A 23,761-nucleotide genomic window follows, 5' to 3' on the forward strand; every position below is an offset into this window, starting at 1 on the left:
CCGACTTCGCTTCTGTGCAGCGGCAGCCGACCTGGCGATTTGCCTGAGAAGGACACCACAGCACCGCTCCATGCATGTGCCATGGAAAATCGCGCCGCCGGGGCAGAGCCAACGGCCGCGAACAGCGGCGGCACGATTTCGCTCGAGGCAGCGATCAAAGCGCGTTGTCGGGACAACCAAGCCAGCCGATGCGGTTTGAGGGGGGATGGCGGTGAAGGATTCGAACCTTGCCGACGCTTCCGGTTCGCAGTGGAGCGGGCCACATTCCGGCGCCTGCCCTATGGCATTTCCCCCTCTGCGATACGCGCCGCCACTGCTTGATCTGAGGTTGGCGACAAGGGGTCGTCAAGCGAGGCGAGCTTGCCCTGGAGGTCGTTTGTCTCGATCCCTGGCCCGGATCAGTCCTGGCGGACGATCGCGCCGATCGCGTTGACGATCAGGCGGGACGCCGTCTCTGCCGTCAGGCCGTCTATGTCTGCGGGTGGATAATACTCGACGAGGTCGAAGCCTGCTATCCGCGCGCGCTTGCCCAGGCCGGCAATCAGATCGATCGTTTGCGAATAGGTGAGGCCGCCCGGGGTTCGCGCCGCGACGCCAGGCATGATGCCGGGATCGAGACCGTCGCAGTCCAGCGTAACGACGACCCGGGCGCCGTCGGGGATGTGCCGGAGCGCTGCTTCGACGCCTTGGGCATGAACCTCGCGGGCTGTGACGAGGCGGCTGCCGTAGCGCTGAGCCGCCTCGATCTCTGCGACGCGGGCGCTGCCGACGCTGCGCATGCCGACCTGGACGATGCCGGCGACATGCGGCATCTCGCTGGCCCGGCGCATCGGGTTCGAATAGCCGTAGCGTTCGCCGAGCACCTCGTCGCGCCAGTCGATATGGCATCGATCTGCAGGACCCAGACCGGGCCGTGATCGGCAAAGCCGGCGAGGAAGGGGATGGGCACGGAATCGTCACCGCCGAGCAGGATCGGCACGGCGCCAAGCGCCAGGATCTCGCGCGTCTTGGCTTCGATGCGGGCGCGGTTGGCCGCATTGTCGTGCATGATGGTCGCGATGTTGCCGGCGTCGACGCAGCAGACAGGCTTGCTGTCGAACAGCGGGCCGCCGAGGTCGAAATCCCAGTTGCCGACGAGTGTGGCGTCGTCCTGGCTGGCGGAGCGGATGGCATCGGCGGCAAGCGCATAGCCGCTGCTGTCCTTGCCGCGATAGGTGGTGCCGTGGCCGGCGCCGTAAACAACCACGCGAGGGTTCCTGCCATCAGCGAGGCGATCGGGAAGGCCGAGGAAGCGGAGCGATGTGGTCATGTCGGGCTGGTCTCGACGGCGTGGGGGAGGTACGGTTGCGGGTGATTTTGACGCCAAGCCTTTGAGGCTGCAAGCCGCAGAACGAAGGTTCGACCGGTTCACTCCGCCGTGCGCCGCAGCGTGCCAAGCCCGTTGCCGTCGAGCGCTTCGATTGTCAGTGACGATGCCTTGCCGTCGGGGCCGATCACGAAGCTGACCGCCGAGGGCATGTCGGGCAGTTCAGGCGACGGAAAGCTTAGGAACAGGTCGCGGTCGAAATGGCTGAGCGGATAGGACTTTGCTCCGTCCGGGCCGAGCTTGAGGACGAGGCCGTCTCCAGTGGCTGCGATGACGGCCTCGCCAACGAAGTCGTTGGCGTAGCGACCGGCATAGGCGGCAGTAGAAAGTGCCGGCGTGGCAGGCACGGGCGAGGTGGCGTAGGTCGCCTTGGCGGTCGCGACGGCCGGGCCAAACATGCCTGCATAGATGGCATTCCAGTCCGTCAGCCAATCCTTGCCGACCTTGCCCTGGAATACCAGGTCAGCGAAGCTGTCCGACAGGCCTTCGGGCACGCCGGTCGGGAAGGCGTTGGCAAGGATAACGATGCCGAGCCGCCTTTCAGGAAACAAGGTGACGATGCTGCGGGCGCCGACGCTGAAGGCGCCGGCATGGCCCCAACTCAGACCGTGGCGTCCGAACTCGACATTCCAGCCGAGGCCGTAGAAGGACTGGCCGCCGCTGACGGGGTTCTTGCCGCGCGTCATCAGCGGCATATGGGTCTGGTCCAGGGCCGCGGCCGCGATGAGTTGCTTGCCGTCATGGCTACCATTGGCGAGTTCGAGGCGGAGCCATTGGGCGAGATCGCGTACTGTCGAGCTGACGCCGCCGGCCGGTGCCTGCGCGTCAGGCTGTCGCTCGACCCTTGCTGCCCAGGCGCCATCGGCCTTGACGTGGAGTGCGGCGCGATTGGCGTGCGTGACGAAATCGGCATGGCGAGAGCTGGTCGAGGTCATACCGAGCGGGCGGTAGAGTTTTTCCTCGGCGATCGCTTCCCAAGGCTTGCCCGTCGGTTTAGCTGCCGCTACCGCACCCGCCGTCAGGCCGAAATTGCTGTAGGAATAGCCGGCCCGGAAGCTCGAAGAGGGCGATACGAAGCGCAGGCGCCGCAGGATTTCGGCGCGGTCGTAACCGATGTCCTCGAGATCGTCGCCGGCGGTGCCAGGCAGTCCGCTGTGGTGGGAAAACAGGTCGCGAACGGTGAGTTGGCTTGTCGGATAAGCGTCAGCCAGGCGAAATGCGGGGTCGAGGTCGGATATCTTCGAATCCCAGGAAACGACACCGTCACTGACCAACGCCGCAACAACCGTTGCCGAGATCGGCTTGGACATCGATGCGATCTGGAACACCGTGTCGGCGTCGACCTTTTCCGGTCCGCCTGCCTCGCGCGCACCAAAGCCCTTGAGGAAGACGACCTTGTCGTGGTGCACGACGCCGATGGCGAGCCCCGGAACGCTGCCGTCGGCGATAGCGGCGTTCGCCAGCTGTTCAAGTTTCGCCAGCGCTGCGGTGACCTGCTTGGCGGTTGCGGTCTGGGCGGATGAGGACACCGGCGCAAGCGTGACGGCGGGGAGAAGCCATGCCAGGCAACGGACGAACGACCTTGCGGACAGCTGCATGCGCCTGCTCCTCCATATGTGGCCTGCCTTCGAGGCTACAGCCTGCCGTGGAGTAAGCCAAGTATGGGGCAAGGCTATCTGATCGTGCCGGCCGGGTCGCGGCCGTCAAGGAAGCCGAGGTCGCGATTGAGGTGGAGCGACAGCTCGCGCGGATCGAACCTGGCGCGGCGACGACCATGGTGCGTGCTCGTTGCGAGCTGTGTCAGCCATGTCTGGAGCGGGCCGAGTGTGGCGGCCAGGGTAAGGTGGGTCATGGCTTGGCTTTCAATGGTCAAATTCTGTTGAGGAAGTGCCTCCTCCTTCCTCCTGTTTTTGCTATGAATCCAACTGAACGTGAGAATGGATGCATAAGGAAAACTTATGGCTATCAATCAGCTGCCGCCGCTGACGGCGATCCGCGCCTTCGAGGCGGCGGCACGCCTCGGCAACTTCACCAGGGCTGCGGAAGAGCTCGGCACGACGCAAGCCGCGGTGAGCTACCAGATCAAGCTCCTGGAGGAGCGTGCCGGCACGCCGCTGTTTTTCAGGCGACCCAAGCAGACCGAGCTGACCGAAGCAGGTCGGGCGCTGGCGCCGAAGGTCAGTGCCGCCTTCGAGATGCTGGGCGAGGCGTGGGGCGAAACCCGCGGCGGGGCGCGCGGCGTGCTGGTCGTCTCGACGCTGCCGACATTCGCCGCGAGTTGGCTGGCGCGGCACCTCGGCGCGTTCCAGATGGTGCAGCCGGATCTTGCAGTGCGGCTCGAGACCACGACCCGTAATACCGACTTCAGGACCGAGCAGGTCGATGTCGTTATCCGCCGGGATGACGGAAACCTTTCGCCTGGGCTGGCAGGGCACCTGATCGTGCCGACTGATTTCGCGCCGATGCTGAGCCCGAAGCTCGCGGCGACGATCGGCGGGGTCAAGGAGCCGGCCGATCTGCTCAGGCTGCCGCAGATAGACCCCGGCGACCTGTGGTGGGGCGATTGGTTCGTGGGTGCCGGCCTGCCCGCCGACATGCTGCCGCAGCGCCCGGCGCCGAAGATGGGTTCGCAGGCCTATGAGGCGATCGCCGCCATCGCCGGCCATGGCGTGGCGATGCTGACGCCGATCTTCTACCGCGACGAACTTGCCAATGGCACGCTGATCCAGCCCTTCGAGCATGTCGGCTCGGACGGCTCAGGCTTCTGGCTGGTCTATCCCGAGGAGCGCCGCAACGTGCCCAAGATCAAGGTCTTTCGCGAGTGGATCCTGGCCGAGGTCGAACGGACACTGGGCAGAGGCGGGCAGTGTTAGGGAGAGACGCTGCGGACATCAAACTCCTGGCTACCATTTCTTGCGCCGTTTCGAGGCGCCGGCAAAAATCCGCGAACTTCAATGTGTGAGGCTACTGTGAACATCGGCGATATTCGAAAACGGGCGCAAGGGGTGAAAGCGGGCACCGTCAGCTCGCTTGAGCTGGATTACGCGCGCGGCATCCTCCGAGCGCATCGGGGTGACATCAGATCAGCCTTGATTGTCGTCGGACTTTGCGGAGCCGCCGACGATGCCTTGTTGATCGAGCCCTATCTTCGCGGTCCGGAACGTGACGTCCATGGCGAAACAGCACTCAAGGCATTGGTCCGTTACCTGGGCCTCGTAGATCGCTACCGTTCGCTTTTACGGAAGCTGATCATGTCTCCGACCGATCTGGGTTGGATGGACAGCCGTATGTCGGCGATCCATCTCGTCAAGCACTACTTCAAGGGCTTCCGCGACGATGAGTTGGGCTGCGAGCTCGTTGCAATATTCTGCAACCCGTCTGATCAGGATCAGCGGTCGGCGCGCGGCGCGCTCGTCGACATTCTGGGCATCAGGGATGAGCTCGGAGATCCTTTCGGCCTCGAGCTGGAAGCTGGCGATGCCGATGCCGGCTACATCGTGAAGATGGCCCGGCAACGCTTCAATTGCCACGGCGGATTGCACTGACGCGTGGTCATCCCGGTAGTCGTTCCTGCGCGCTTGTTCCCTCCAGGGATGGCGCGATAGACCGGCTGGGTTGGAAACTTCGGTCGAGCGAGCAGAGGCAGAGGCGACATGGCGCAGAAGGTCATTGGTCTGATCGGCGGGTTGAGCTGGGAGAGCTCGGCGGAATATTACCGCATCATCAACCAGCGGGTGCGCGTCTTGGGCGGTGGCCTGCATTCGGCGCGCATGCTGATGTGGTCGTTCGATTTTGCCGAGATCGAGGCGCTGCAGGCCGCCGGCCGCTGGCAGGAGGCGACGCTGGAGATGATCGACGCGGCGCGGCGGCTGGAGCGCGGCGGGGCTGACTTCGTCGTCATCTGCTCCAACACCATGCACCGCATGGCTGATGAGGTGCAGGCGGCGATCGGCATTCCGTTGCTGCATATCGCCGACCCGACCGCCGAACGCATCCGCGCCGCCGGGTTCAGCCGTGTCGGCCTTCTTGGCACCGCATTCACCATGGAGCAGGATTTCTACAAGGGGCGGCTCGCCGAGCGCCATGGGCTTGAGGTGCTGGTGCCCGAGGCCGAGGACCGGGCGGTGGTGCATCGTGTCATCTATGACGAGTTGGTGCAGGGCCTGGTCGTGGCTTCGTCGCGACAGGCTTATCGCGAAGTGATCGCGCGGCTTGTCGCGCGTGGCGCCGAGGCGGTGATCCTCGGCTGTACCGAGATCATGCTGCTGGTCGGACCGGAGGACAGCGGCGTGCCGCTGTTCGACACCACCGGCATTCACGCCGAAGCGGCGGTGGATATGGCGCTGGGCTGAGACGTGCCTGCCGGATCGGAAGATCTCTCGCCTGAACGTTGGACAGCGCATCTTGCGCGGCAATTGACAAAAGCGAGCCGGGCGAGGCAGGATTTCTTCGCTGCGTAGGGCGCATCGGTCAAGGCCGAAAGGGCAATGCCCGCCTACTGTCAGACCAAGTCCAACAGTTGCGCCCATGCCGAACCTCGAAAACCTCAAGAAGCAGGCCAAGCAGTATCTGCGCTGGCATCGCGAAGGCTATCATCCTGTGGCAGCCGAGATCAGGGCGGCTTTGCCGCGCTTCCGGCATCTCGACGACAGCAGGGTGATGCAGACTGCCTTCAAGCTCGCCGACGCGCAGGAACTGGTTGCGCGGCAGCAGGGTTTCGAAAGCTGGCAGGCCCTCAAATCAGGAGCCCGTGGAATGAGCGACCAAACCAGGCAGGCCACCCGGCCCGTGCTCAGTTCGACGGCAGCGCAGCTGTTCGTCGCCGATGTCATGGCATCGTGCGCGTTCTTCACCGAAAAGCTCGGCTTCGCCGTCGACTTCGTCTATGGCGAGCCGCCATTTTACGGTCAGGTCGTCAGGGACAGGGCCCAATTGGCACTGCGGCTGGTGTGCGAGCCGGCATTCTCAGGCGACATCCGCCAACGCGAGCAGTTGCTGTCGGCGGCGATCACCGTAGATACGGCTGGCGAGATCAAGCAACTGTTCCTCGACTTCCAGGCTTCCGGCGTGTGCTTCCATCAGACGCTGAGGAAACAGCCCTGGGGCGCCAGGAACTTCACCGTGCTCGATCCCGACGGCAATCTGATCCTGTTTGCCGGCCCGGCCGACTAAGCCGTTCGCGTCAACTCACGGCAATCTGAACGGCGGATATGCACAAATGCCGCCGCGACATGTATCGTATGGGACCAGCCTAATAGAGTTCTTTACCGCATAGCTTTTATTGGTGTCCGGCCGGACGCCAGAACAGGGAGGAACAGGACATGGCTTCAGTTTCGATACATCCGGCACTCGACGGCGGAGTCAAACCCGGTAGTGCTGGCTTCACCGGCGGCACGCTCGTCTGCGCCTGCGCCGACAAACCGGTCAAGGTGGCGATCAAGGGCCAGGTGGCCCACAACCACGCTTGCGGCTGCACCAAATGCTGGAAGCCGGAAGGGGCGAAGTTTTCGGTCGTGGCGGTTACCGCGCATGAAAACGTGACGGTTCTGGAGAATGGCGACAAGCTCGCGGTCGTCGATCCCTCGGCGCTGATTCAGCGCCACGCCTGCAAGGGCTGCGGTGTGCACATGTATGGCCCGGTCGAGCGCGACCACGCCTTCAAGGGCCTCGACTTCGTCCATCCCGAGCGTTTTCAGGAAGCGGGTTGGGCCGAGCCGGGCTTTGCCGCCTTCGTGTCGTCGATCATCGAGGCGGGCGTCGATCCCTCCGAAATGGACGGCGTGCGCGGCCGGCTCAGGGAACTCGGGCTCGAACCTTATGACTGCCTGTCGCCCGGATTGATGGATTACATCGCCACCTGGGTGGCGAAGAAGTCAGGCGTGCTGAGGGCCTGAGCCGCATTCCTCGAAGGCATTGGGGCCGGCCCCGGTGGTCGGCCCTAGCTCGTAAAGCCTACGCCCTGCCTGCATCCAGCCAAGGTGACCCGTGATAGGGTGCGGGTGGGAGAAACGGCGGCAACGCCTGATGCGCCCGCACGCCTCCTCAACTCAGGGAGGTCAGCATGGCATATTATGTTTTCCTGACGAACTTCACTGATCAAGGCGTCAAGTCGGTACGGGAGACGACCAAACGCGCCGACGCTTTCAGGGCAATGGCCGACAAGGGTGGCGCCAAGGTGCACACGCTGTTGTGGACACTCGGCAAGCACGACGTGGTCGCCATTGTCGAGGCACCCGACGACCTGACGGCAACGGCGCTCAGCCTGTCCATTGCCGTGCTCGGCAACGTCAAGACACAGACACTCAAAGCGTTTGATGCTGCTGATATGAACAAGATCCTGGCCAAGATGGCCTGATTTTCTCCCGTCGCGGGGCGGGAGCCTTTATCTTCCCAGTCTCCAGCTTCTGCCCCGCAACAGAGCGTTTCCATCTTTCTTCGAAACGCGGAATCTCTCTCTTATTTACGTAATTCCGGACGGAAACGCTGTGCACTTTTCCTGGAACTGCTCTAGTTCAACGGATCATAATCGGTGATGTGTCCGAAGCTGTAGCCGCGCTGCCTGAGCCCCTGGATGAGGACGGTGAGGTTGGCTGTGCCGTCGAAGGTGTCCCGGAACATCTCGTCGTGCATCAGCAGGATCAGCTTGTTCGGCCGGACAAAGCGGACCTTGCCGCTGAACATGTGGTCGATCTCGCTGATGAGCCTGGTGACGCTTTGCACCGGTTTGCCAGTAGCGTCGTGGACCCATTCGTGATCCCAGCCGTAGAGCCAGAAGCCGGTGGCCGCAACGAACTCGTAGTCCGGTTGCTCGATGCCGATCTCGGTGCGGTCGATCGATAGGTCGTTGGTCGAGATGTTGGGCAGGCGAAAGACATTGCGGCCGGGCAGCCGGGCATGGGTCGGCGCCGCGAGCCCGAGGACCGCATTGGCGCGCACCATGTCGGCGACGACAGCCTCGGTGTCGGCGTAGAACTTGCGGTATCTGTCGTAGGCATGGCTGTAGCTGTGGTTGCCGACCGTGACCAACGGCATGCTTTTGGCGCGGGCAACCAGCGCCTTGCTTTCCGGGCTGGATTTGGCGTGAAGGCCGACCATGAACATGGTGGCGGGCACGTTTTCCGCCTTCAGGACGTCGAGAATGTTGCCGGTGCCGTCAAGCGGACCGTCGTCGAAGGTGAGGTAGATCGTGCGGTCCGCTGCCTGCGCCGGCCAGGAGGCCAGCACGAAGGTGGCCAGGAAACAGAGGATGATCATGCCAGGGGCGCCACGCCTTTTGCTTGCTGCCTTCAGCATCGTTGCGCCTGTTTCCCCAATGCTCTCTCCGGTCATATCGGTAGCCTGTCATTGCCGGCCGTGCAAAGGGCGGACGTGGATCTACGAATTTCAGCGGTGCGCATGGGCGGCTGCGTGGTAAACGTCGGGGCACCAAAAGCCGCGGTCCAGGGCCGGACATTGAAGCATCAAGACATGAAGCAGCAGTCTGACATCGCCGATTTCATCGTGGCAAACATGCATGTCTTGGCAGCGCCCTCGGTTCCCGAAATAAGGCTCTATGCCGCGCACCCGGCCAGCGGGCTTTGGCGGCTCGCGCCCGATGACGCCGGCGATGAAGCGCCGCCGCCCTACTGGGCCTATCAATGGGCCGGCGGGCTGGTCTTGGCGCGGCATTTCCTTGACAGACCCGAGACGGTGAGGGGACGTCGCGTGCTCGACCTTGGCGCCGGTTCGGGGCTTGTCGGCATTGCCGCCGGCATGGCGGGCGCACGTGCCGTACTGGCGGCCGAGGTCGACAGCAACGGGGTCGCCGCTATCGGGCTCAATGCGGCCCTGAACGGGGTCGACATTGTTGCTGTCAGTGGTGACGTGACCGGCGGCCCGGTGCCCGAGGTGGATGTCGTTGCCGTCGGCGACCTGTTCTACGATGCCGAACTGGCTGAGCGGGTGAGCGGCTTTCTCGACCGCTGCGTCGCGAAAGGCATCGAGGTGCTCATCGGCGATCCCGGCCGGGCGCACCTGCCGCATGCACGGCTTCGACTGGTCGCCGAACATGCGGTGGCGGATGTGGGCACTGGCCATGCCGCGACGACAAAGCCGAGCGCGGTGTATTCGTTCGGGTAGACACCGCGATCGTCATCCGGTTAGTGCGTCCCCCGGACCCATTGACCGGAGCAGCCGGGTGCTGGTTCGCAGGCCCATTTGTGAAGGCCACCAAGACGAGGTCTCGGCCGTGCCAACGATGATCCAGTCAATGAGTCCCGGATAAGCTGCGCCTTCGCTTCGGTTTCCGGAATGACGACCGCTCGCGCTCAGCATCCGGTTCTTAGGATGACGGCCGTATTGGTATCTTGACTCATTCCCATATATGAGAATATTTCCCTCATATGGATGAGCCTTCGAGCCGGGATAGCATCGATCGGCGTATTGCCCAGCGGTTGCGGTCGCTCCGGGCTGAGCGTGGCTGGTCGCTCGATGAGTTGGCCAAGCGCAGCACCGTCAGCCGGGCGACGCTGTCGCGGCTGGAAAACGCTGAGGTCAGCCCGACGGCGAGCGTGCTCGGCAAGCTGTGCGCCGCCTATGGGCTGACCATGTCGCGGCTGATGCTCATGGTGGAAGGCGCGTTCGCGCCGCTGGTGCGGCGCGAGGCGCAAGCGGTGTGGTCCGACCCGGAAGTCGGTTTTCGCCGCCGTGCGATCTCGCCGCCGGCGCAGATGTTGGCCGGCGAGGCGCTGGAATGCGAGCTCGATGCGAATGTCGCCATCACCTATGACGCGCCGCCCCGGCCGGGGCTCGAGCATCATCTGGTGCTGGTCGAGGGAAAGCTCAGCGTAACGGTCGAGGGGAGAGCGCATGAGCTCGGGCCCGGCGACTGCCTGCGCTACCAGCTTTTCGGCCCAAGCGCCTTCACCACATCGGCCGAGGCGGGTGCGAAGTATTTTCTCTTTGTCGTGTGAGGCAGCATGAGCGTAACCGTTTCGGTCTTTTCGGCTGAGGACATCTCGGACCATCTCGCCGAACTTGGCGCGCTGCTGCACGCCTGTGTGCATGACGGCGCGAGCATCGGCTTCGTGCTGCCTTATGCCCAGGGCGAGGCCGAGGCGTTCTGGTCCGACAAGGTGCTGCCTGGCGTTCGCGAGGGAACGCGGACAATGCTGGTGGCGCGCAAGGACGGGCGCATCGCCGGAACGGTGCAACTCGGCTGCGATACCATGCCAAACCAGCCGCACCGTGCCGACGTCAACAAGCTGATGGTGCATCCATGTTTCCGACGCCAGGGCGTCGCGCAATTGCTGATGCGGGAACTGGAGGGGCGGGCGCGGGAGCTGGGACGCGCCCTGCTGACACTCGACACGCGCACCGGCGACAATGCCGAGCCGCTTTACACCGCCCTGGGCTACCAGACGGCGGGCGTGATCCCGGCCTACGCCCGCGATCCTTTCGGCAGCGAGAGGCTCGACGCGACGACCGTGATGTACAAGCTGCTTTAAGGCGCCGGCTTACAAAGCTGGGGCCGAAAATCCTGTCAGGGAGGGCTTGGTCCTGTCAGGAGCGATTGCCTTTTTGCACTGCAACGGATTGACGTCGGGCGATTTACGCTTTACGAATGACGAAATTCAAAAATCGTCAGTCGTAAAATCGAGCGGCCGAAATGAACGACATTGCTGAAAGCCCCTTGGATCTGGCGCGACAGGAGACTGTCGGGCGCATTCTCGATTCAGCCGAGCGGCTGTTCCGGCACTACGGCTACACCAAGACCAATGTCGCCGACATCGCCCGCGACCTCGGCATGTCGCCGGCCAATATCTATCGTTTCTTCGCCTCAAAGGTGGAAATCCACCAAGCGATCTGCGGCCGCATGCTCGGCGCCGTCTATCAGATGGCCTGCCAGATCCTGCGTGCCGAAGGCAGCGCCACCGAGCGCCTGCGCAGTTTCATCTATGCCCAGCACAACCTGACCGTCGAGACGATGCTCGACCAGGAGAAAGTGCATGAGATGGTGATCGTGGCGTTGGAGCGCGACTGGCACGTCATCGAAAAGCATATCGACCGACTGCATGATCTGATGGCTGAAGTCATCGCCCAGGGCATCGCCGCCGGCGAATTCGCCGAGCAGGATCCGCGGATCGCCGCGCGCTGCTTCGGTGCCGCAACAGCTACTTTGTGCCATCCGCAGATGGTCTCGCAGTGCGTCAACAAGCCCAATCGGGCGACGTTCGAGGAACTTACTGATTACGCGCTCAGGGCGCTGAAGAAATAGCCGGGGCCCTCGGGCCGACATCCAGATCAATAGACAACCAGGAGTGCGAACGATGATTTCGTTCAAGACCTTCAATGCGAACCTGCGTCCTCTTGCCAGCCTGGCACTGGTGTCGCTGCTTGGCGTTGGCCTTTCTGCCTGCTCCGAAGCCAAGACCGAGACGGTCGAAGCGGTCCGCCCGGTCAAGGTGGTCGAGATCGCCAGCACGGGCACGACCCGCGAGCTCGACTATTCGGGTTCGGTGAAGGCGCGCACCGAGGTGAATCTCGGCTTCCGCGTCGCCGGCAAGATCACCGAAAGGGTGGTCAATATCGGCGACAAGGTGAAGACGGGAGACCTGCTCGCTCGCATCGACGCGACCGACTACCAGCTGGGTGTCAGCACGGCGGAAGCCAACCTTCACGCAGCGGAAAAGCAGGTCGAGACGGCTAAGCTGGCCGATGAGCGGGCAGCACAGCTTTATGCCAAGAAGTTCGCCTCCGAAGCGCAGCGCGAGCAGGCGGCGCTTGCCTACAGGCAGGCGTCGTCGCAGCGCGATGCTGCTGCCTCGTCGCTGAAGCAGGCGAGGAACCAGGTCGGTTATGCTGAGCTGCGCGCCGACCAGAACGGCATCGTCACATCGGTCAGCGCCGATACCGGTCAGGTGGTCGGGGCCGGAACGCCTGTTGTCGCGGTCGCCGTCGATGGCGACAAGGAAGTGCAGATCGCCGTGCCCGAGCTGGAGATTGCCCAGTTCCAGCAGGGCAAGCCGGTCAAGGTCAGCTTCTGGTCCGACGCCGGGCTGGTGCTCGACGGCAAGGTGCGCGAGGTCGCCGGCAGTGCCGACCCGCAGTCCAGGACGTTTTCGGTGCGCGTCAGCCTGCCCGACGACAACAGGGTGCTCCTTGGTATGAGCGCGACCATCGAGGCGTCGGTCGAGAACGGCAAGGAGTTCGTCTCGATACCGCTCAGCGCGCTGGCCAAGCAAGGCGACAAAGACATCGTCTGGGTGGTCAATGGCGAACAGGTCCATGCCCGCGACATCAAGGTGGCGAGCTTTGCCGATGCCGGTGTCCAGGTTGCCGACGGCTTGAAGCCGGGCGACCTCGTGGTGGCGGCAGGAACGCAGTTCATGGCGGAGAATTTGACGGTCAAGGTGCCGACGCCGGAGCAGCGCGCGGCATCGAAAGAGGCCACGGCGGCAATTCGCTAAGACAGCATGAGGCGGCGGCCGAGGGCCGCCGCGAACGCCATTCACATTTGAACCTGCGCATCTGCTGTGCCGGATACCGGCGGCTTGCGCCTTATCGGAACCACGGCCATGGACAATTCCAGCCAGGACAAACAGCCCTTCAACCTGTCACGTTGGGCGATAGGACATCCGAGCATCGCACGCTTCTTGTTTGGGCTGATCATCATCACCGGTGCGCTCGGCCTGATGCGCATGGGCCAGAGTGAAGATCCGGAATTCACCTTCCGCGTCATGGTGGTGCAGGCAGTGTGGCCGGGCGCCTCGATCGAGGAGATGCAGGACCAGGTCGTCAACAAGATCGAGCGCAAGCTGCAGGAAACGCCGCATCTCGACTGGGTCAAGTCCTACACGCGCGCCGGCAGCGCCATCATCACCGTGCAGGTCAAGGGCGACACCGACACCGCCGAGGTGAAGGACGCCTTCTATCAGGTGCGCAAGAAGGTCGGCGACATCTCGAGCGAGCTGCCGCAAGGCCTGCTCGGACCCTATTTCAACGACGAGTTCGGCGATACCTTCATCACGCTGCACTCGATCGCGGGAGAGGGCTACAGCTATCCCGAACTGAAGGCGCTGGCGATCAAGGCGCGCGACATGCTGCTGACGACGCCCGGCGTCGAAAAGGCCGTCATCCTCGGCGACCAGCCGCAGCGCATCTATATCGACGTCTCGTCCAAGGCATTGGCCGAACGCGGCCTGACGCTGAACGACGTACGCAACACCATCGCCGGGCAGAACAACATCGACCCGGCGGGTGCTGTCGACACCGGCACGCATTCGGTGCGCATCTCGGTCGAGGGCGACCTGTCCAAGACGGCCGATATCCGCGAGCTGCGCCTGCGCGCCGGCAACCAGGTTACCCGGCTCGGCGACATCGCCACGGTGACATCGGGTCTTGAGGATCCCTACCAGCGCAAGTTCCGCTACAACGGCCAGGACAGCGTCCAGGTCGGCGTGGTGATGGCCAAGGGCTTCAAGGTCACCGACGTCGGCAAGGCTGTCGAGGAGACCTACAAGCGTTTCAAGGAATCGCTGCCTTATGGCGTGTCGGTCGACCAGATCTCCAATCAGCCGGAAGTGGTGACGGAAGCCATCGGCGAGTTCATGAAGGCACTGATCGAGGCGCTGCTGATCGTGCTGGTGGTGTCGTTCCTGTCGATTGGCTGGCGCTCGGGCCTGGTCATCGCGATCACCATCCCGCTGGTGCTCGCCGCCACCTTCGCTGTCATGTACCAGCTGGGCATCGACCTGCAGCGCATCTCGCTCGGCGCACTGATCATTGCGCTTGGCCTGCTCGTCGACGATGCGATGATCGTCGTCGAGATGATGGAGCGAAAGCTCGAGGAGGGGCTGGTCAAGGTCGAGGCGGCGTCATTTGCCTATTCCTCGACGGCGTTCCCGATGCTGACGGGCACGCTGATCACCACGGCAGGCTTCATTCCCGTCGGCTTCGCCGAATCCACGGCGGGTGAATATGTGCGCTCTCTGTTCTATGTCGTCGGTATCGCCCTCGTCATCTCGTGGTTCGTGGCCGTCTATTTCACGCCATGGCTCGGCAACATGATCCTGAAGCAGCGCAAGCATGCCGGCAGTCATCACGATGCCTTCGATACCAACTTCTACCGCCGCCTGCGCGCGACGGTGAGCTGGGCCGTGCGCCACCGCATCATCGTTCTGGTGCTGACGCTGGTGGCCTTCTTCGGCTCGCTGTTTGCCTTCCAGTTCATCCCGCAGAACTTCTTCCCGCAGTCGTCGCGGCCTGAAATCCTCGTCGACCTGTGGCTGCCCGAGGGCACCAGCATCAAGGAGGTCGAAAAGCAGGCCCAGGCGCTGGAAAAGCGCATGATGGACGACCCCGACAAGAAGTTCATCGCCACCTATGTCGGTGAGGGCGCGCCGCGCTTCTTCCTGCCGCTGGACCAGCAGCTGCGCAACCCGAACTATGCCCAGCTTCTGATCATGGCCAATGACGAGCCGGCGCGCGAACGACTGATCACCAAGCTGCGCGGTATCCTGGCCGAGGATTTCCCGTCGATCCGCGGCAAGGTCGATCGCCTGTTCCTCGGACCGCCGACAGGCTGGCCGGTGCAACTGCGCGTCATGGGGCCGGACCGGGCCGAAGTGCGCCGCATCGCCGACGAGGTGAAGGCCAAGTTCGCGGCGACGCCGGAACTCGGCGCCATCCATGACGACTGGCTGGAACAGGTGCCGGCGATGAAGCTGGTGGTCGATCAGGACAGGGCGCGGGCGCTCGGCGTCTCGTCGCAACGCATCCGCCAGATGCTGCAGGCAACGATGCAGGGCGCGCCGCTCGACAATTTCCGCGACGGCGAGGAGACGGTATCGATCGTCGCCCGCGAGCCGGAGGCCAACCGTCACCTTCTGACGGCGGTCAACTCGGTCTATATTCCGACCGACTTTGGTGGGTTCGTGCCGCTGTCGCAGGTGGCCAAGGTGGTGCCTGTCATGGAGCAGGGCATCGAATGGCGCCGCGACCGCCTGCCGACGATCACGGTCCGTGCGACGCTGCCCGACCACATCCAGGCCAACGACGTGGCGATGAAGCTCTATGCCGATCTCAAGCCGCTGCGCGACGGCCTGGCTCCCGGCTACAAGGTCGAGATCCAGGGCGGTGCCGAGGACGCGGCCGAAAGCCAGGCCTCGATCGCCGCCAAGGCGCCGGTGATGTTGCTCGTCATCGTGCTTTTGTTGATGGTGCAATTGCAGCACTTCGGCAAGGCAATGCTGGTGCTGGCGACAGGTCCGCTCGGCATCATCGGGGCCGCTGCGGCATTGTTGATCTCAGGCGCGCCGTTCGGCTTCGTGGCGATCCTCGGCGTCATCGCGCTGCTCGGCATCATCATCCGCAACTCGATCATCCTCGTCGACCAGATCGACCAGGACATCGCGGCGGGCATGGAGCGCTCAGAGGCGATCATTGGCGCCGCCGTGCGCCGCTTCCGTCCGATCGTTCTGACGGCGATGACGGCGGTGCTGGCGCTGATCCCGATTTCCTGGGGCGTGTTCTGGGGCCCGCTCGCCTATTCGATGATGGGCGGCATCCTGGTCGCCACCGTGCTGACCATCCTGGTGCTGCCGGCCGGCTATGCGCTGTTCTTTGGCCGTGAGCCGAAGACCAAGCCGGCCGAACCGCATGCGGAGAAGGGCGAAAACACCGCTGCGCTCATTCAGCACCCGGCGCTGGCGGCGGAATAGTCGCCCGCCAAGCGCTGAGCTTTCAACCGGCCCCTGCCTCAAGCAGGGGCCGGTGTTCGTTTGGGCAGGCCGAGGTGGCTAGGGCACCACCTTCGGTGCCTGCTGGTCGATACCGTTCTGGTGCAGCGTCATGCCAGTGGCACGGCCGTCGGCACCGACATCGAAGCTGAGCTGGGCGTCGACGACCTTGAGGAAGAACTGGCTGTCGTTCTCGGCAAAGATCTCGTGGCGGCCCTGGCCGGTTGCCTGGGCGAAGAGGCTCGCGCCTTCGCGGGTGATGGCGATTTCGAACTCCGGGGCCAGCCTGTAGACGCCGACATAACGGTCGCAGATCGTTGGATCGAGGGTGATGGCGATACGTTCCCTTGGTGGCTCGGCCAGCGGGTTCCTGCTGTCGAGCAGGTGCCGCCCGATGTCATCGACGCCAACTTCGGTCGAGGTGTTGGAAAGTGCAACGATGCCGACACCCTTGGCCGGCATGAAGCCGAGATAAGAGCGATAGCCGCCCGTGCCGCCATTGTGCCAGACGATCTGGTCGACGCCGCTGCCCGAGATGACCCAGCCGAGACCGGTCTCGTCGTCTCCCACGCCGGCAGGGCGGCGGATCGAAAGCGTGGTGGCAAGTGCTTTCCTAAGCGGTGAAGTGCGCTGGTCGACCAGCATCTCCACGAATTTCAGCATGTCGTCGACAGTCGACAGCAGGGCGCCGGCACCGGCGAGCGTCGGCAGGTCCCAGTTCAGCACCGGCATCAGCTGGGCGTCGTGGCCATTGGCCAGGCGCGACTTCCTGTAGACGGCCGGTGTGTCGGCGGTGGAGTGCATATTGAGCGGCGCGAGGATGCGCTCGCGGACCAGCGCGCCATAGCTCAGGCCTGCACGGCGGGACAACGCATGGCCGAGCAGGCCCATGCCGAGGTTGGAATATTCGTACTGGCTGCCGATGTCGCGCGGCAGCTCGTAGGCAGACAGGAACGCGTACATCTGCTCGACGCTGTAGTCGGCATACGGGTTGTCGTCGTCTGACGGCGCCATGTTTTCGGGCAGGCGCGGCAGGCCGGAGGTGTGGGTGGCGAGGTCGGTCAGGGTGATTTCGCGGCCGTCGCGCGTCGGCATATGGACGGTGGCGGGCAGATGCATGGCGACCGGGTTGTCGAGCCCGACCTCACCGCGCCCGGCCATCTCGGCGAGCAGGAGCGTGGTGAAAACCTTCGTGATCGAGCCGATCTCGAAGCCGGTGTCCGCATCGACAGGACGGGCGTAGTAGGCGCCGAATTTGCCGTGCGAGACGACGACACGGCCTTCTGGGCCGAATGTGCCGATCACGATGCCGACGCTATGGCGCTGTACGTCGATGCGCTCGACGAGGATACGCTTGATCTCGGCTGGGGATGGAAAGTGCGAGCTGGAGGAAACTGCCGCGGCAGAAAAGGTCATCTCGGAGTGCCCTCATATCAGACTTGGATGATGGCTGATAGGCGGCGGACATTGCACTAGCATGGCGCGATGACGCGCGGCTTGGCCTTCTCCCAACGAAAGGGGCATCGCTGCCCGTCACTTCCCCGCGATGGCAAGATCTCCCGGTGTCAGGCCGACGAGGTCGCGGTAGCGGTCGGGGTCGGTGGCACCTTCAGTGATAACGAGCAGGACGCGTGCGTTGGCATCGAGGCCGATGGCGGCGCGCATGTCGGGATCGCGGGTGGCGACGAGCAGGCCGGCGAGGCCGGCACCGCCGCTTTCGCCTGATACCACCACCGGGTCATGGCCGAAGGGGCGGGCGAGTAGGTTCATGGCTTCGACGGCAGTCTCGTCTTCGACGGTCATGAAGGCGTCGGCGACGCGCGACAGCACGCGCCAGGCGACCTGCGACGGCTCGTAGCATTCGAGCATCGCCATGACGGTCGGTTCCCCATGGGCGATCTTGACCGGTTTGCCTTGCCGCGCCGTCTCGAAGATGCAGGCGGCGCGGGCCGGATCGACGACGACAAAGATCGGCCGCGCCTTGCCGAAGCGGCAGGCGAGGTAGCCCGAGGCGGCAGCGGCAATGCCGCCGACGCCGGACTGGATGAAGACATGGGTGGGCGGCTGCGGTAGCCTTTCGAGCGCCTCGCGGAAGATCGCCGTGTAACCCTGCATGACGAGCCTTGGGATGCGCTCGTAGCCGGGCCAGGAGGTGTCGGAGACGACGGTCCAGCCATTGGCCTCGCAGACCCGCGCCGCCTCGGCGACGGAGTCGTCATAGGTGCCGGCGACGCGCTCCATCACCGCGCCGTAGCGGGCGATGGCAGCGACGCGCGCGTCGCTGACCCCGGCATGGACGAAGATTACCGAACGGGCGCCGACGAGCTGCGCCCCTTGCGCGACCGAGCGGCCGTGATTGCCGTCGGTGGCGCAGCCGAAAGTCATGGCGGCGGAGATTTTTGCCACTTCGGGGCTGTGCAGTTCGGCGATGGCGACCGGACGGCCGAGCCGCGCTTCCGCCGCCTCCAGCACGAGGCGAATGACCGCATAGGCGCCGCCGAGCGCCTTGAAGCTGCCGAGGCCGAGGCGAAAACCCTCGTCCTTCAGATGGACGGCACCGATGCCCAGATTCTGGGCCAGCGCCGGCAACGAGCGCAGCGGAGTCGGGCGATGGTTGGGCCGGTGCGACAGGAAGCGTTCGACCGTCTCGGCGGCTTCGATTCCAAGCGTTTCCGCATCGACCGCGTCGAGCGTCTTGCGATAGTCGGCGTGCTGGTTGCGGATAAGCATGGGCGATTTCTCCTCGGCGCAATCATATTGCACCCGACATGAGAAATGCGCTCTTATCCGGCCGAGTTTGTGCAAGTTTGTATCGCGGGGACGATGTCTTGAGGAATGCCGGCAAAGCTGTCGAGCTCGACGAATTCGACCTGAAGATCCTCGATATCCTGCAGGGCGACAATGCAACGCCGCAGCGCGAGATCGGCGAGGCGGTGCATCTGTCGGCGCCAGCTGTGCAGCGGCGCATCAAGCGCATGGAGGAGGGCGGCGTCATCGCCGCCAATGTCGCGGTGGTCGATCCCGACAAGGTCGGGCGGCCGATCACCATCATCGTCGAGATATCCATCGAGAGCGAGCAGATCGGGCTGCTCGACGCCACCAAGGCGAGTTTTGGCGCGGCACCCGAAGTGCAGCAGTGCTACTACGTCACCGGCGAGGCGGATTTCGTGCTGGTGGTGACGGTGGCCAGCATGGCCGAGTATGAGGCGCTGACCCGGCGCCTGTTTTTCGCCAATCCCAACATCAAGAAGTTCCGCACACTGGTGGCGATGGACCGGGTCAAGGCCGGGCTGACGGTACCGCTGGGTGCTTGATACTCCGATGTGGCCGACTTGATCTGAATCCCAACGGCCCCGATGGGCGAAAAAAGAGACCCGCCGGAGCGGGTCTGTGAGGTGTTGGGGATCGGCATTGAAAACTGAATGGAGCGATATCGGATCAATTCGAATTGGTGTTCGAGTTGCTCGAAGAGCTGGCACTCGTCGAGGTGCTTGTCGAGGAACTGGTACCCGTATTGCTCTGGGAGTCGCTGTCGGTGGTGCAACTGCCGTTGGAGCAGCTTTTCGAGCGCGAGCTGGATTTGCTTGTCGACTTCGAGACGGTGACCGACCTGCTGCCGATCAGAATGAGGTCATCGTTGCGGGACAGGCCTGCCGGGTCACCTGGGGCTGACACCTTCGGTGCCGCATCGGCGACCGAGAATGCCACTACTGTTCCGAGGATGCTTGCTGCGAAGGCGAATGTGCTGAGACCTGCCATGGCGCCGTGCTCCTTTCCCGCCGGCAGCCCCGGAGGGGGCAGCCATGAAGGTCATTGAACACGTTTAGGCGGGAGGCGTGAATTCGCACATTGGAGCTACTGCTCCAGGGCTAGTGGTGGCCGGTGGCGGGTGCGGTTTCGTGAGCCGAGATCGGCTCGATGTTGAGCGTGACCTCGCAAGGCGCGCAGAAAACCGCGCCCGGCATGTGGTCGCTTTCGGCCAGGGCGAAGCGGACCGCCGAATCCTTGTCGGCAAAGATGCCGCCGACCATGCCCAGTTCGTCGCTGACGACCCAGCGCCCCTGCGGGTCGCGGCCGACCATGAAGCGGTGGGCGTGAAGCGCCGGATGGATGTCGCGAGCAAGAGTACCCATGATGTCGTGCCTTTCCTGAAGTTCCCGGGAACGGTGCTGCCGTCTCTCGAGAGGTTCGTTGCATTTCACGATGTGATGCCCTCGCCATATGAATTCGATTGGCGGCGCGGGACGAAGAAATTCAGATCTCATAAATGCCTGGCGTTCGAGGCCGCGCGGGCGGCCATCCGGACGGAATGGAGCGCGCGCGAGGGGCGGGCCTGCGCGTCGAGCACCGACAGGTTGTCGCTGATAGCGGATGCAGTATTCGGCTCGACCTCGACCAGGGGCAGCCGGACGTCCGATGCCATCTTGCCCATCAGGTAAAGCGCGTGCTTGACCGGCACAGGGTTGGTTTCGAGTTCGAGCGCTGCGATGAGCGGGCGCAGGCGGTTGTGGATTTCGCGCGCCGCGTGCGGATCACCCCGCCGGCAGGCGTCGTGCATCGCCACGCAAAGGCGCGGCGCAACATTGGAAACCACCGAAATGGTGCCGCTGCCGCCCATGGTGTTGAAGCCGAAAGCGGTGGCGTCGTGGCCGGACAGCCAGGTGAAGCGGTCGGCGAACCTCTGGGCGAACGCCATCGGGCGCGACAGGTCGCCCGTCGCATCCTTGAAGCCGACGATGCTGGGGATCGCCGCCAAATGCTCGATGGTGGCTGGTGTCAGGTCGACGCCGGTGCGGGCCGGAACGTTGTAGACGATGATGGGGATGTCGACCTTGGCCGCGATCGTCTCGAAATGTCTGACGATGCCGGCCTGGCTCGGCTTGTTGTAGTAGGGCGTGACGATCAGCGCGGCGTCGGCGCCGAAATCGCGCGCCGCCGCGGTGAAGGCGATAGTCGATTCCGTGCTGTTGGTGCCGGTGCCGGCAATGACCGGCACGCGCCCGTTGGAGGAAGCCACCGTCTTTCGGATGACCATGATACGCTCATGCCAGGACAGGGTCGGGGCTTCGCCCGTAGTGCCGCAGGCAACCAGGCCGTTGATGCCTTCCGCGATCTGCCATTCGACAAGCGCGGCAAGGCTTCTCAGGTCGACTTCGCCGTTACTGAACGGCGTGGGGAGTGCTGACATCGCGCCGATAAAGCGCGGATGAGTCTGCTCAGTGGTCACGGATTTGGGTGTCATGGCGGTTGGCCCGTTCGTGCTGGAGGAAAGGGGTGACGCGGCGGCGGCGCGCCGTGGACGTCTGCTGGAAGCTTGCCAGCAGCGAAGCGAGGACCGCGGCGGCAAGGTCGGCATGTTCGGCCGTGCAGGATCGGCTGGTGCCGGCCGTGGTGTAGCGCATGGAACAGACCCAGTGTCCGGCGTGGTTGCTGATGTTTTCGACCGACCTCGACGGTTCGGCGCTGGCGGCAAGCAACAGCAACGCGTCGATCAACGCATCAGCTTCCATCAGCTCCCGGAATTTTCGGCGCGTTCGGCGCGACCTTTCGTCGTCTAGGCCGTCAAGGCCAAGCAGGTCGGCGGCGGCCCAGACATGGTGCTCGCGCAGGATCCTGATGTCGGCGACGCGATCGACCAGCGCTGCGATGTTTTCCGGCTTCATGATGAGGAACAGATAGTCCCCCGGCGCGTGTGAATTCGAGAGAGGGACGCGGGCTGCTTTATATGAATCGCATAGGGACGGGCCGCGGCGTAGTGACATGGAAACGCATCGGAAGGGCAGGCCGGCGCGCAACGAACTTGCGCCTGATGGCGCCAATGAGAGCGCAATTCTCGCCGGCCAAGGGCTAGAACCGGCTGAGCTATTTGCCGCCAGTCCGCATAGGGAAACGATGATCCTCTATTACCAGACCCACTCCCCCTTCGCCCGCAAGACGCTGGTGTTCGCCCATGAGGCCGGCATCGCCGAGCGGCTGGAGGTGATCCACCAAGAGACCAGCCCGACACTGCGCAATGCGCGCGTTTTTGCCGAGAACCCCCTCGGGAAAGTGCCGGTGCTTTTGCGCGACGCGGGCGAGCCTATCTTCGATTCGGACGTCATCTGCGCCTATCTCGACACGCTGCATGATGGTGTGAAAATGATCCCTGGAGAGGGTGAGGCTCGCTGGCGGGCGCTCCGGTTGCAGGCCGTGGCGCAGGGGCTGGCGCAGGCGGGCATCGGCCTGCGCTGGGAGAGGGAGCGGCGGCCCGAACAACTGCGCTATCCGGCGCTTGCCGAGGGCTACAACGACAAGATCGAGGCGACCTATGACTGGCTCGAAGGTGCGATTGCCGAGGCGCCACTTAACGTCGGGCACATTGCTGTGGCGACGGCGCTGTCGTGGATGGCGTTTCGCGAGCTTCCGTCGTTTCGCGGCCGGGCGCGGCTGACGGCCTGGTTCGACGCGTTCGAGCAACGTCCGTCGATGCTGGCGACGCCCTTGTCGGGCGAGACTCATGATCGGTAGATCGCCGCGCGCCCGGAGGCGCGCAGCGGGTACTGAAGACTGTCAGGCCGGCTTGACCGGCGCGTTCATCGCCCAAGCGACGCCGAATGGATCGCGCAGCTGGCCCCAGCGGTCTCCCCAGAACATGATTTCGAGCGGCACAACCACCTCGCAACCGGCGTCGACGGCGCGCTCCCACCAGGCGTCGATGTCGTCGCCGAGGATGAGCTGCATGGTGTAACCCTGCGCCTTCTCGTGCGCATGGCCGTGCTCGGGATAGGCGTCGCACAGCATCATCGACGAGCCGTTGACATAGAGATGGACGTGCATGGTCCGGCCCTGCTCGTCGGCGGGGTAGGCGAAGACCTGCTCGGCGCCGAAGGCACGCTTGTAGAACTCGGCCGCCTTGAAGGCGCCGTCGACCTGCAGGTAGGCGATCAGGCCGCCAAGGACCTTCGGGGCGGGGTATGCTTGAGCTTCCGACATCAGTTGTCTCCGTTCCTCGCTTGAGTCAATCGCCACTTGTGGCGGCGCTTTTCAGGGCATCGTAGGCTTCGTCTGCCGATGCCTCGCTCCTAGGACGAACGACGCAGGTCAGACCCGACATGGTCTGTGAACATTTTTTCTGCCGGAGCCGAAGCAGGCTGAAGGCGTGAGGTTGGGCTGCCGCAAACAACGACCTTGGATCACGCAACCAACTGCGAACGGGTGCCGAGGCCAGCAACGGTGCTACAGCAATGTCGGCGTCGAGTGTCGCCAGGATGGGATCGAAATTGCTGTCTTCGCAGACCCAGCGCCAGACGCGTCCATGGTCTGCCAGTGCCTTGAGCGCGAAGGGCCGCAGGAAGCAGGTTTCGTCGTCTGTCGATATGGGCAGGGGATCGCGTTCAAAGGCCTGGCCACCTTTGGCGCCGACCCAGGCCAGCGGGTCAGAAAGAAGTGTCTCGCCATTGTGGCCGCATTTCTCTACCGCGAAGGTCAAGTCGACCTCGCCACCATCGAGCTTTTCAAGCAGGCGCTGGCTTGTGTCGCAAATCAACGACACCCGCACGCGCGGTCAAGTCTGGTCGAACTGCCTAAGACCGCGCTATGCTGGTATCAATCAGTTCGGCGACGTCAGCCCTAAGCGAATGGCTTGCTGCGTGGAGACTATCGCGCCTGGACGATGCCGCATTGAAGGATCTCTGCATCT

General features: G+C 63.9%; 25 protein-coding genes and 1 pseudogene. 15 read left to right on the forward strand and 11 right to left on the reverse strand.

The window, feature by feature from the left end; all coding sequences use genetic code 11:
* Nucleotides 1-398: 398 nt before the first annotated feature.
* The 3 genes and pseudogenes from DY201_RS10630 to DY201_RS10640 form a co-directional block, all read right to left on the reverse strand.
* A pseudogene (locus DY201_RS10630) lies at nucleotides 399-1,309 on the reverse strand (agmatinase).
* Between the two features lie 98 nt (nucleotides 1,310-1,407).
* Complete coding sequence (locus tag DY201_RS10635) at nucleotides 1,408-2,964, reverse strand: serine hydrolase (RefSeq protein WP_115731171.1); 1,557 nt, start codon at nucleotides 2,962-2,964, stop codon at nucleotides 1,408-1,410.
* Nucleotides 2,965-3,038: 74 nt separating this feature from the next.
* On the reverse strand, nucleotides 3,039-3,218 hold the full coding sequence (locus tag DY201_RS10640) for a hypothetical protein (RefSeq protein ID WP_067959488.1): 180 nt from the start codon (nucleotides 3,216-3,218) through the stop codon (nucleotides 3,039-3,041).
* 106 nt (nucleotides 3,219-3,324) lie between these two features.
* On the opposite strand from DY201_RS10640, the gene DY201_RS10645 reads away from it, so the two are divergent.
* The 6 genes from DY201_RS10645 to DY201_RS10670 all read left to right on the forward strand — a co-directional run bounded on the left by DY201_RS10645 (nucleotide 3,325) and on the right by DY201_RS10670 (nucleotide 7,721).
* Nucleotides 3,325-4,239, forward strand: coding sequence for a LysR substrate-binding domain-containing protein (locus tag DY201_RS10645; protein ID WP_115731172.1), 915 nt, complete (start codon nucleotides 3,325-3,327; stop codon nucleotides 4,237-4,239).
* Between the two features lie 96 nt (nucleotides 4,240-4,335).
* Nucleotides 4,336-4,911 (forward strand): hypothetical protein, encoded by a 576-nt coding sequence (locus tag DY201_RS10650; protein WP_131922250.1) that lies wholly within the window; start codon nucleotides 4,336-4,338, stop codon nucleotides 4,909-4,911.
* A 108-nt stretch (nucleotides 4,912-5,019) separates the two neighbouring features.
* On the forward strand, nucleotides 5,020-5,718 hold the full coding sequence (locus DY201_RS10655) for an aspartate/glutamate racemase family protein (RefSeq protein WP_115731174.1): 699 nt from the start codon (nucleotides 5,020-5,022) through the stop codon (nucleotides 5,716-5,718).
* A gap of 175 nt (nucleotides 5,719-5,893) precedes the next feature.
* Nucleotides 5,894-6,538: a VOC family protein gene (locus tag DY201_RS10660; RefSeq protein WP_115731175.1), complete on the forward strand. Its 645-nt coding sequence runs from the start codon at nucleotides 5,894-5,896 to the stop codon at nucleotides 6,536-6,538.
* Between the two features lie 149 nt (nucleotides 6,539-6,687).
* Nucleotides 6,688-7,260, forward strand: a complete 573-nt coding sequence (gfa, locus tag DY201_RS10665) for an S-(hydroxymethyl)glutathione synthase (RefSeq protein WP_115731176.1) — start codon at nucleotides 6,688-6,690, stop codon at nucleotides 7,258-7,260.
* 167 nt (nucleotides 7,261-7,427) lie between these two features.
* The gene (locus DY201_RS10670; protein ID WP_115731177.1) at nucleotides 7,428-7,721 is read left to right on the forward strand and encodes a GYD domain-containing protein; all 294 of its coding nucleotides are present in this window, start codon (nucleotides 7,428-7,430) and stop codon (nucleotides 7,719-7,721) included.
* A gap of 152 nt (nucleotides 7,722-7,873) precedes the next feature.
* On the opposite strand, the gene DY201_RS10675 is transcribed toward DY201_RS10670, so the two are convergent.
* Nucleotides 7,874-8,620, reverse strand: coding sequence for a polysaccharide deacetylase family protein (locus DY201_RS10675; RefSeq protein ID WP_115733715.1), 747 nt, complete (start codon nucleotides 8,618-8,620; stop codon nucleotides 7,874-7,876).
* Nucleotides 8,621-8,833: 213 nt separating this feature from the next.
* On the opposite strand from DY201_RS10675, the gene DY201_RS10680 reads away from it, so the two are divergent.
* The 6 genes from DY201_RS10680 (at nucleotide 8,834) to DY201_RS10705 (ending at nucleotide 16,065) form a co-directional block, all read left to right on the forward strand.
* On the forward strand, nucleotides 8,834-9,484 hold the full coding sequence (locus DY201_RS10680; RefSeq protein WP_115731178.1) for a class I SAM-dependent methyltransferase: 651 nt from the start codon (nucleotides 8,834-8,836) through the stop codon (nucleotides 9,482-9,484).
* A 263-nt stretch (nucleotides 9,485-9,747) separates the two neighbouring features.
* Nucleotides 9,748-10,317 carry a helix-turn-helix domain-containing protein gene (locus DY201_RS10685; protein WP_115731179.1) on the forward strand — a complete coding sequence of 190 codons (570 nt, stop codon included), beginning with the start codon at nucleotides 9,748-9,750 and terminating at the stop codon, nucleotides 10,315-10,317.
* A 6-nt stretch (nucleotides 10,318-10,323) separates the two neighbouring features.
* Nucleotides 10,324-10,851 (forward strand): GNAT family N-acetyltransferase, encoded by a 528-nt coding sequence (locus DY201_RS10690; protein WP_115731180.1) that lies wholly within the window; start codon nucleotides 10,324-10,326, stop codon nucleotides 10,849-10,851.
* Between the two features lie 161 nt (nucleotides 10,852-11,012).
* On the forward strand, nucleotides 11,013-11,621 hold the full coding sequence (locus DY201_RS10695; RefSeq protein ID WP_115731181.1) for a TetR/AcrR family transcriptional regulator: 609 nt from the start codon (nucleotides 11,013-11,015) through the stop codon (nucleotides 11,619-11,621).
* Between the two features lie 52 nt (nucleotides 11,622-11,673).
* A complete protein-coding gene (locus DY201_RS10700) occupies nucleotides 11,674-12,813 on the forward strand; it encodes an efflux RND transporter periplasmic adaptor subunit (RefSeq protein WP_115731182.1) in 1,140 nt (379 codons plus the stop codon).
* A gap of 108 nt (nucleotides 12,814-12,921) precedes the next feature.
* A complete protein-coding gene (locus DY201_RS10705) occupies nucleotides 12,922-16,065 on the forward strand; it encodes an efflux RND transporter permease subunit (protein WP_115733716.1) in 3,144 nt (1,047 codons plus the stop codon).
* 78 nt (nucleotides 16,066-16,143) lie between these two features.
* Here DY201_RS10705 and DY201_RS10710 read toward each other — a convergent pair whose 3' ends face one another.
* Both DY201_RS10710 and DY201_RS10715 read right to left on the reverse strand, forming a co-directional pair.
* Entirely contained in the window at nucleotides 16,144-17,499 is a 1,356-nt protein-coding gene (locus DY201_RS10710) for a serine hydrolase (RefSeq protein WP_115731183.1), read from the reverse strand.
* A 117-nt stretch (nucleotides 17,500-17,616) separates the two neighbouring features.
* Nucleotides 17,617-18,813 (reverse strand): diaminopropionate ammonia-lyase, encoded by a 1,197-nt coding sequence (locus tag DY201_RS10715; protein ID WP_115731184.1) that lies wholly within the window; start codon nucleotides 18,811-18,813, stop codon nucleotides 17,617-17,619.
* Between the two features lie 98 nt (nucleotides 18,814-18,911).
* Here DY201_RS10715 and DY201_RS10720 point away from each other — a divergent pair, with 98 nt between their 5' ends.
* Entirely contained in the window at nucleotides 18,912-19,397 is a 486-nt protein-coding gene (locus DY201_RS10720; RefSeq protein WP_245431956.1) for an Lrp/AsnC family transcriptional regulator, read from the forward strand.
* Nucleotides 19,398-19,534: 137 nt separating this feature from the next.
* Entirely contained in the window at nucleotides 19,535-19,900 is a 366-nt protein-coding gene (locus tag DY201_RS10725) for a hypothetical protein (protein ID WP_131922252.1), read from the forward strand.
* Nucleotides 19,901-19,952: 52 nt separating this feature from the next.
* Here DY201_RS10725 and DY201_RS10730 read toward each other — a convergent pair whose 3' ends face one another.
* From DY201_RS10730 to DY201_RS10740, 3 genes are all read right to left on the reverse strand, one after another.
* Nucleotides 19,953-20,216: a hypothetical protein gene (locus tag DY201_RS10730; protein WP_115731187.1), complete on the reverse strand. Its 264-nt coding sequence runs from the start codon at nucleotides 20,214-20,216 to the stop codon at nucleotides 19,953-19,955.
* A gap of 128 nt (nucleotides 20,217-20,344) precedes the next feature.
* A complete protein-coding gene (dapA, locus tag DY201_RS10735; RefSeq protein WP_245431957.1) occupies nucleotides 20,345-21,325 on the reverse strand; it encodes a 4-hydroxy-tetrahydrodipicolinate synthase in 981 nt (326 codons plus the stop codon).
* Entirely contained in the window at nucleotides 21,300-21,746 is a 447-nt protein-coding gene (locus DY201_RS10740) for a hypothetical protein (protein ID WP_115731189.1), read from the reverse strand. The genes dapA and DY201_RS10740 overlap by 26 nt, the downstream gene beginning before the upstream one ends.
* A gap of 229 nt (nucleotides 21,747-21,975) precedes the next feature.
* Between DY201_RS10740 and DY201_RS10745 the strand changes: the two genes are divergently transcribed.
* On the forward strand, nucleotides 21,976-22,590 hold the full coding sequence (locus tag DY201_RS10745; protein ID WP_115731190.1) for a glutathione S-transferase family protein: 615 nt from the start codon (nucleotides 21,976-21,978) through the stop codon (nucleotides 22,588-22,590).
* Between the two features lie 42 nt (nucleotides 22,591-22,632).
* Here the strand turns inward: DY201_RS10745 and DY201_RS10750 are convergent, their stop codons facing one another.
* Nucleotides 22,633-23,055, reverse strand: a complete 423-nt coding sequence (locus DY201_RS10750) for a VOC family protein (protein WP_115731191.1) — start codon at nucleotides 23,053-23,055, stop codon at nucleotides 22,633-22,635.
* 25 nt (nucleotides 23,056-23,080) lie between these two features.
* The gene (locus DY201_RS10755; RefSeq protein ID WP_115731192.1) at nucleotides 23,081-23,620 is read right to left on the reverse strand and encodes a type 2 periplasmic-binding domain-containing protein; all 540 of its coding nucleotides are present in this window, start codon (nucleotides 23,618-23,620) and stop codon (nucleotides 23,081-23,083) included.
* Nucleotides 23,621-23,761 lie beyond the last annotated feature (141 nt).

The sequence above is a fragment of the Aminobacter aminovorans genome (genome assembly GCF_900445235.1).
Taxonomy (GTDB): domain Bacteria; phylum Pseudomonadota; class Alphaproteobacteria; order Rhizobiales; family Rhizobiaceae; genus Aminobacter; species Aminobacter aminovorans.

Coding starts and splice junctions, on each gene's coding strand:
- DY201_RS10635 (WP_115731171.1), bottom strand. CDS start 2,964: ATGCAGCTGTCCGCAAGGTCGTTCGTCCGTTGCCTGGCATGGCTTCTC.
- DY201_RS10640 (WP_067959488.1), bottom strand. CDS start 3,218: ATGACCCACCTTACCCTGGCCGCCACACTCGGCCCGCTCCAGACATGG.
- DY201_RS10645 (WP_115731172.1), top strand. CDS start 3,325: ATGGCTATCAATCAGCTGCCGCCGCTGACGGCGATCCGCGCCTTCGAG.
- DY201_RS10655 (WP_115731174.1), top strand. CDS start 5,020: ATGGCGCAGAAGGTCATTGGTCTGATCGGCGGGTTGAGCTGGGAGAGC.
- DY201_RS10660 (WP_115731175.1), top strand. CDS start 5,894: ATGCCGAACCTCGAAAACCTCAAGAAGCAGGCCAAGCAGTATCTGCGC.
- gfa (WP_115731176.1), top strand. CDS start 6,688: ATGGCTTCAGTTTCGATACATCCGGCACTCGACGGCGGAGTCAAACCC.
- DY201_RS10670 (WP_115731177.1), top strand. CDS start 7,428: ATGGCATATTATGTTTTCCTGACGAACTTCACTGATCAAGGCGTCAAG.
- DY201_RS10675 (WP_115733715.1), bottom strand. CDS start 8,620: ATGATCATCCTCTGTTTCCTGGCCACCTTCGTGCTGGCCTCCTGGCCG.
- DY201_RS10680 (WP_115731178.1), top strand. CDS start 8,834: ATGAAGCAGCAGTCTGACATCGCCGATTTCATCGTGGCAAACATGCAT.
- DY201_RS10685 (WP_115731179.1), top strand. CDS start 9,748: ATGGATGAGCCTTCGAGCCGGGATAGCATCGATCGGCGTATTGCCCAG.
- DY201_RS10690 (WP_115731180.1), top strand. CDS start 10,324: ATGAGCGTAACCGTTTCGGTCTTTTCGGCTGAGGACATCTCGGACCAT.
- DY201_RS10695 (WP_115731181.1), top strand. CDS start 11,013: ATGAACGACATTGCTGAAAGCCCCTTGGATCTGGCGCGACAGGAGACT.
- DY201_RS10700 (WP_115731182.1), top strand. CDS start 11,674: ATGATTTCGTTCAAGACCTTCAATGCGAACCTGCGTCCTCTTGCCAGC.
- DY201_RS10705 (WP_115733716.1), top strand. CDS start 12,922: ATGGACAATTCCAGCCAGGACAAACAGCCCTTCAACCTGTCACGTTGG.
- DY201_RS10710 (WP_115731183.1), bottom strand. CDS start 17,499: ATGACCTTTTCTGCCGCGGCAGTTTCCTCCAGCTCGCACTTTCCATCC.
- DY201_RS10715 (WP_115731184.1), bottom strand. CDS start 18,813: ATGCTTATCCGCAACCAGCACGCCGACTATCGCAAGACGCTCGACGCG.
- DY201_RS10730 (WP_115731187.1), bottom strand. CDS start 20,216: ATGGGTACTCTTGCTCGCGACATCCATCCGGCGCTTCACGCCCACCGC.
- dapA (WP_245431957.1), bottom strand. CDS start 21,325: ATGACACCCAAATCCGTGACCACTGAGCAGACTCATCCGCGCTTTATC.
- DY201_RS10740 (WP_115731189.1), bottom strand. CDS start 21,746: ATGAAGCCGGAAAACATCGCAGCGCTGGTCGATCGCGTCGCCGACATC.
- DY201_RS10745 (WP_115731190.1), top strand. CDS start 21,976: ATGATCCTCTATTACCAGACCCACTCCCCCTTCGCCCGCAAGACGCTG.
- DY201_RS10750 (WP_115731191.1), bottom strand. CDS start 23,055: ATGTCGGAAGCTCAAGCATACCCCGCCCCGAAGGTCCTTGGCGGCCTG.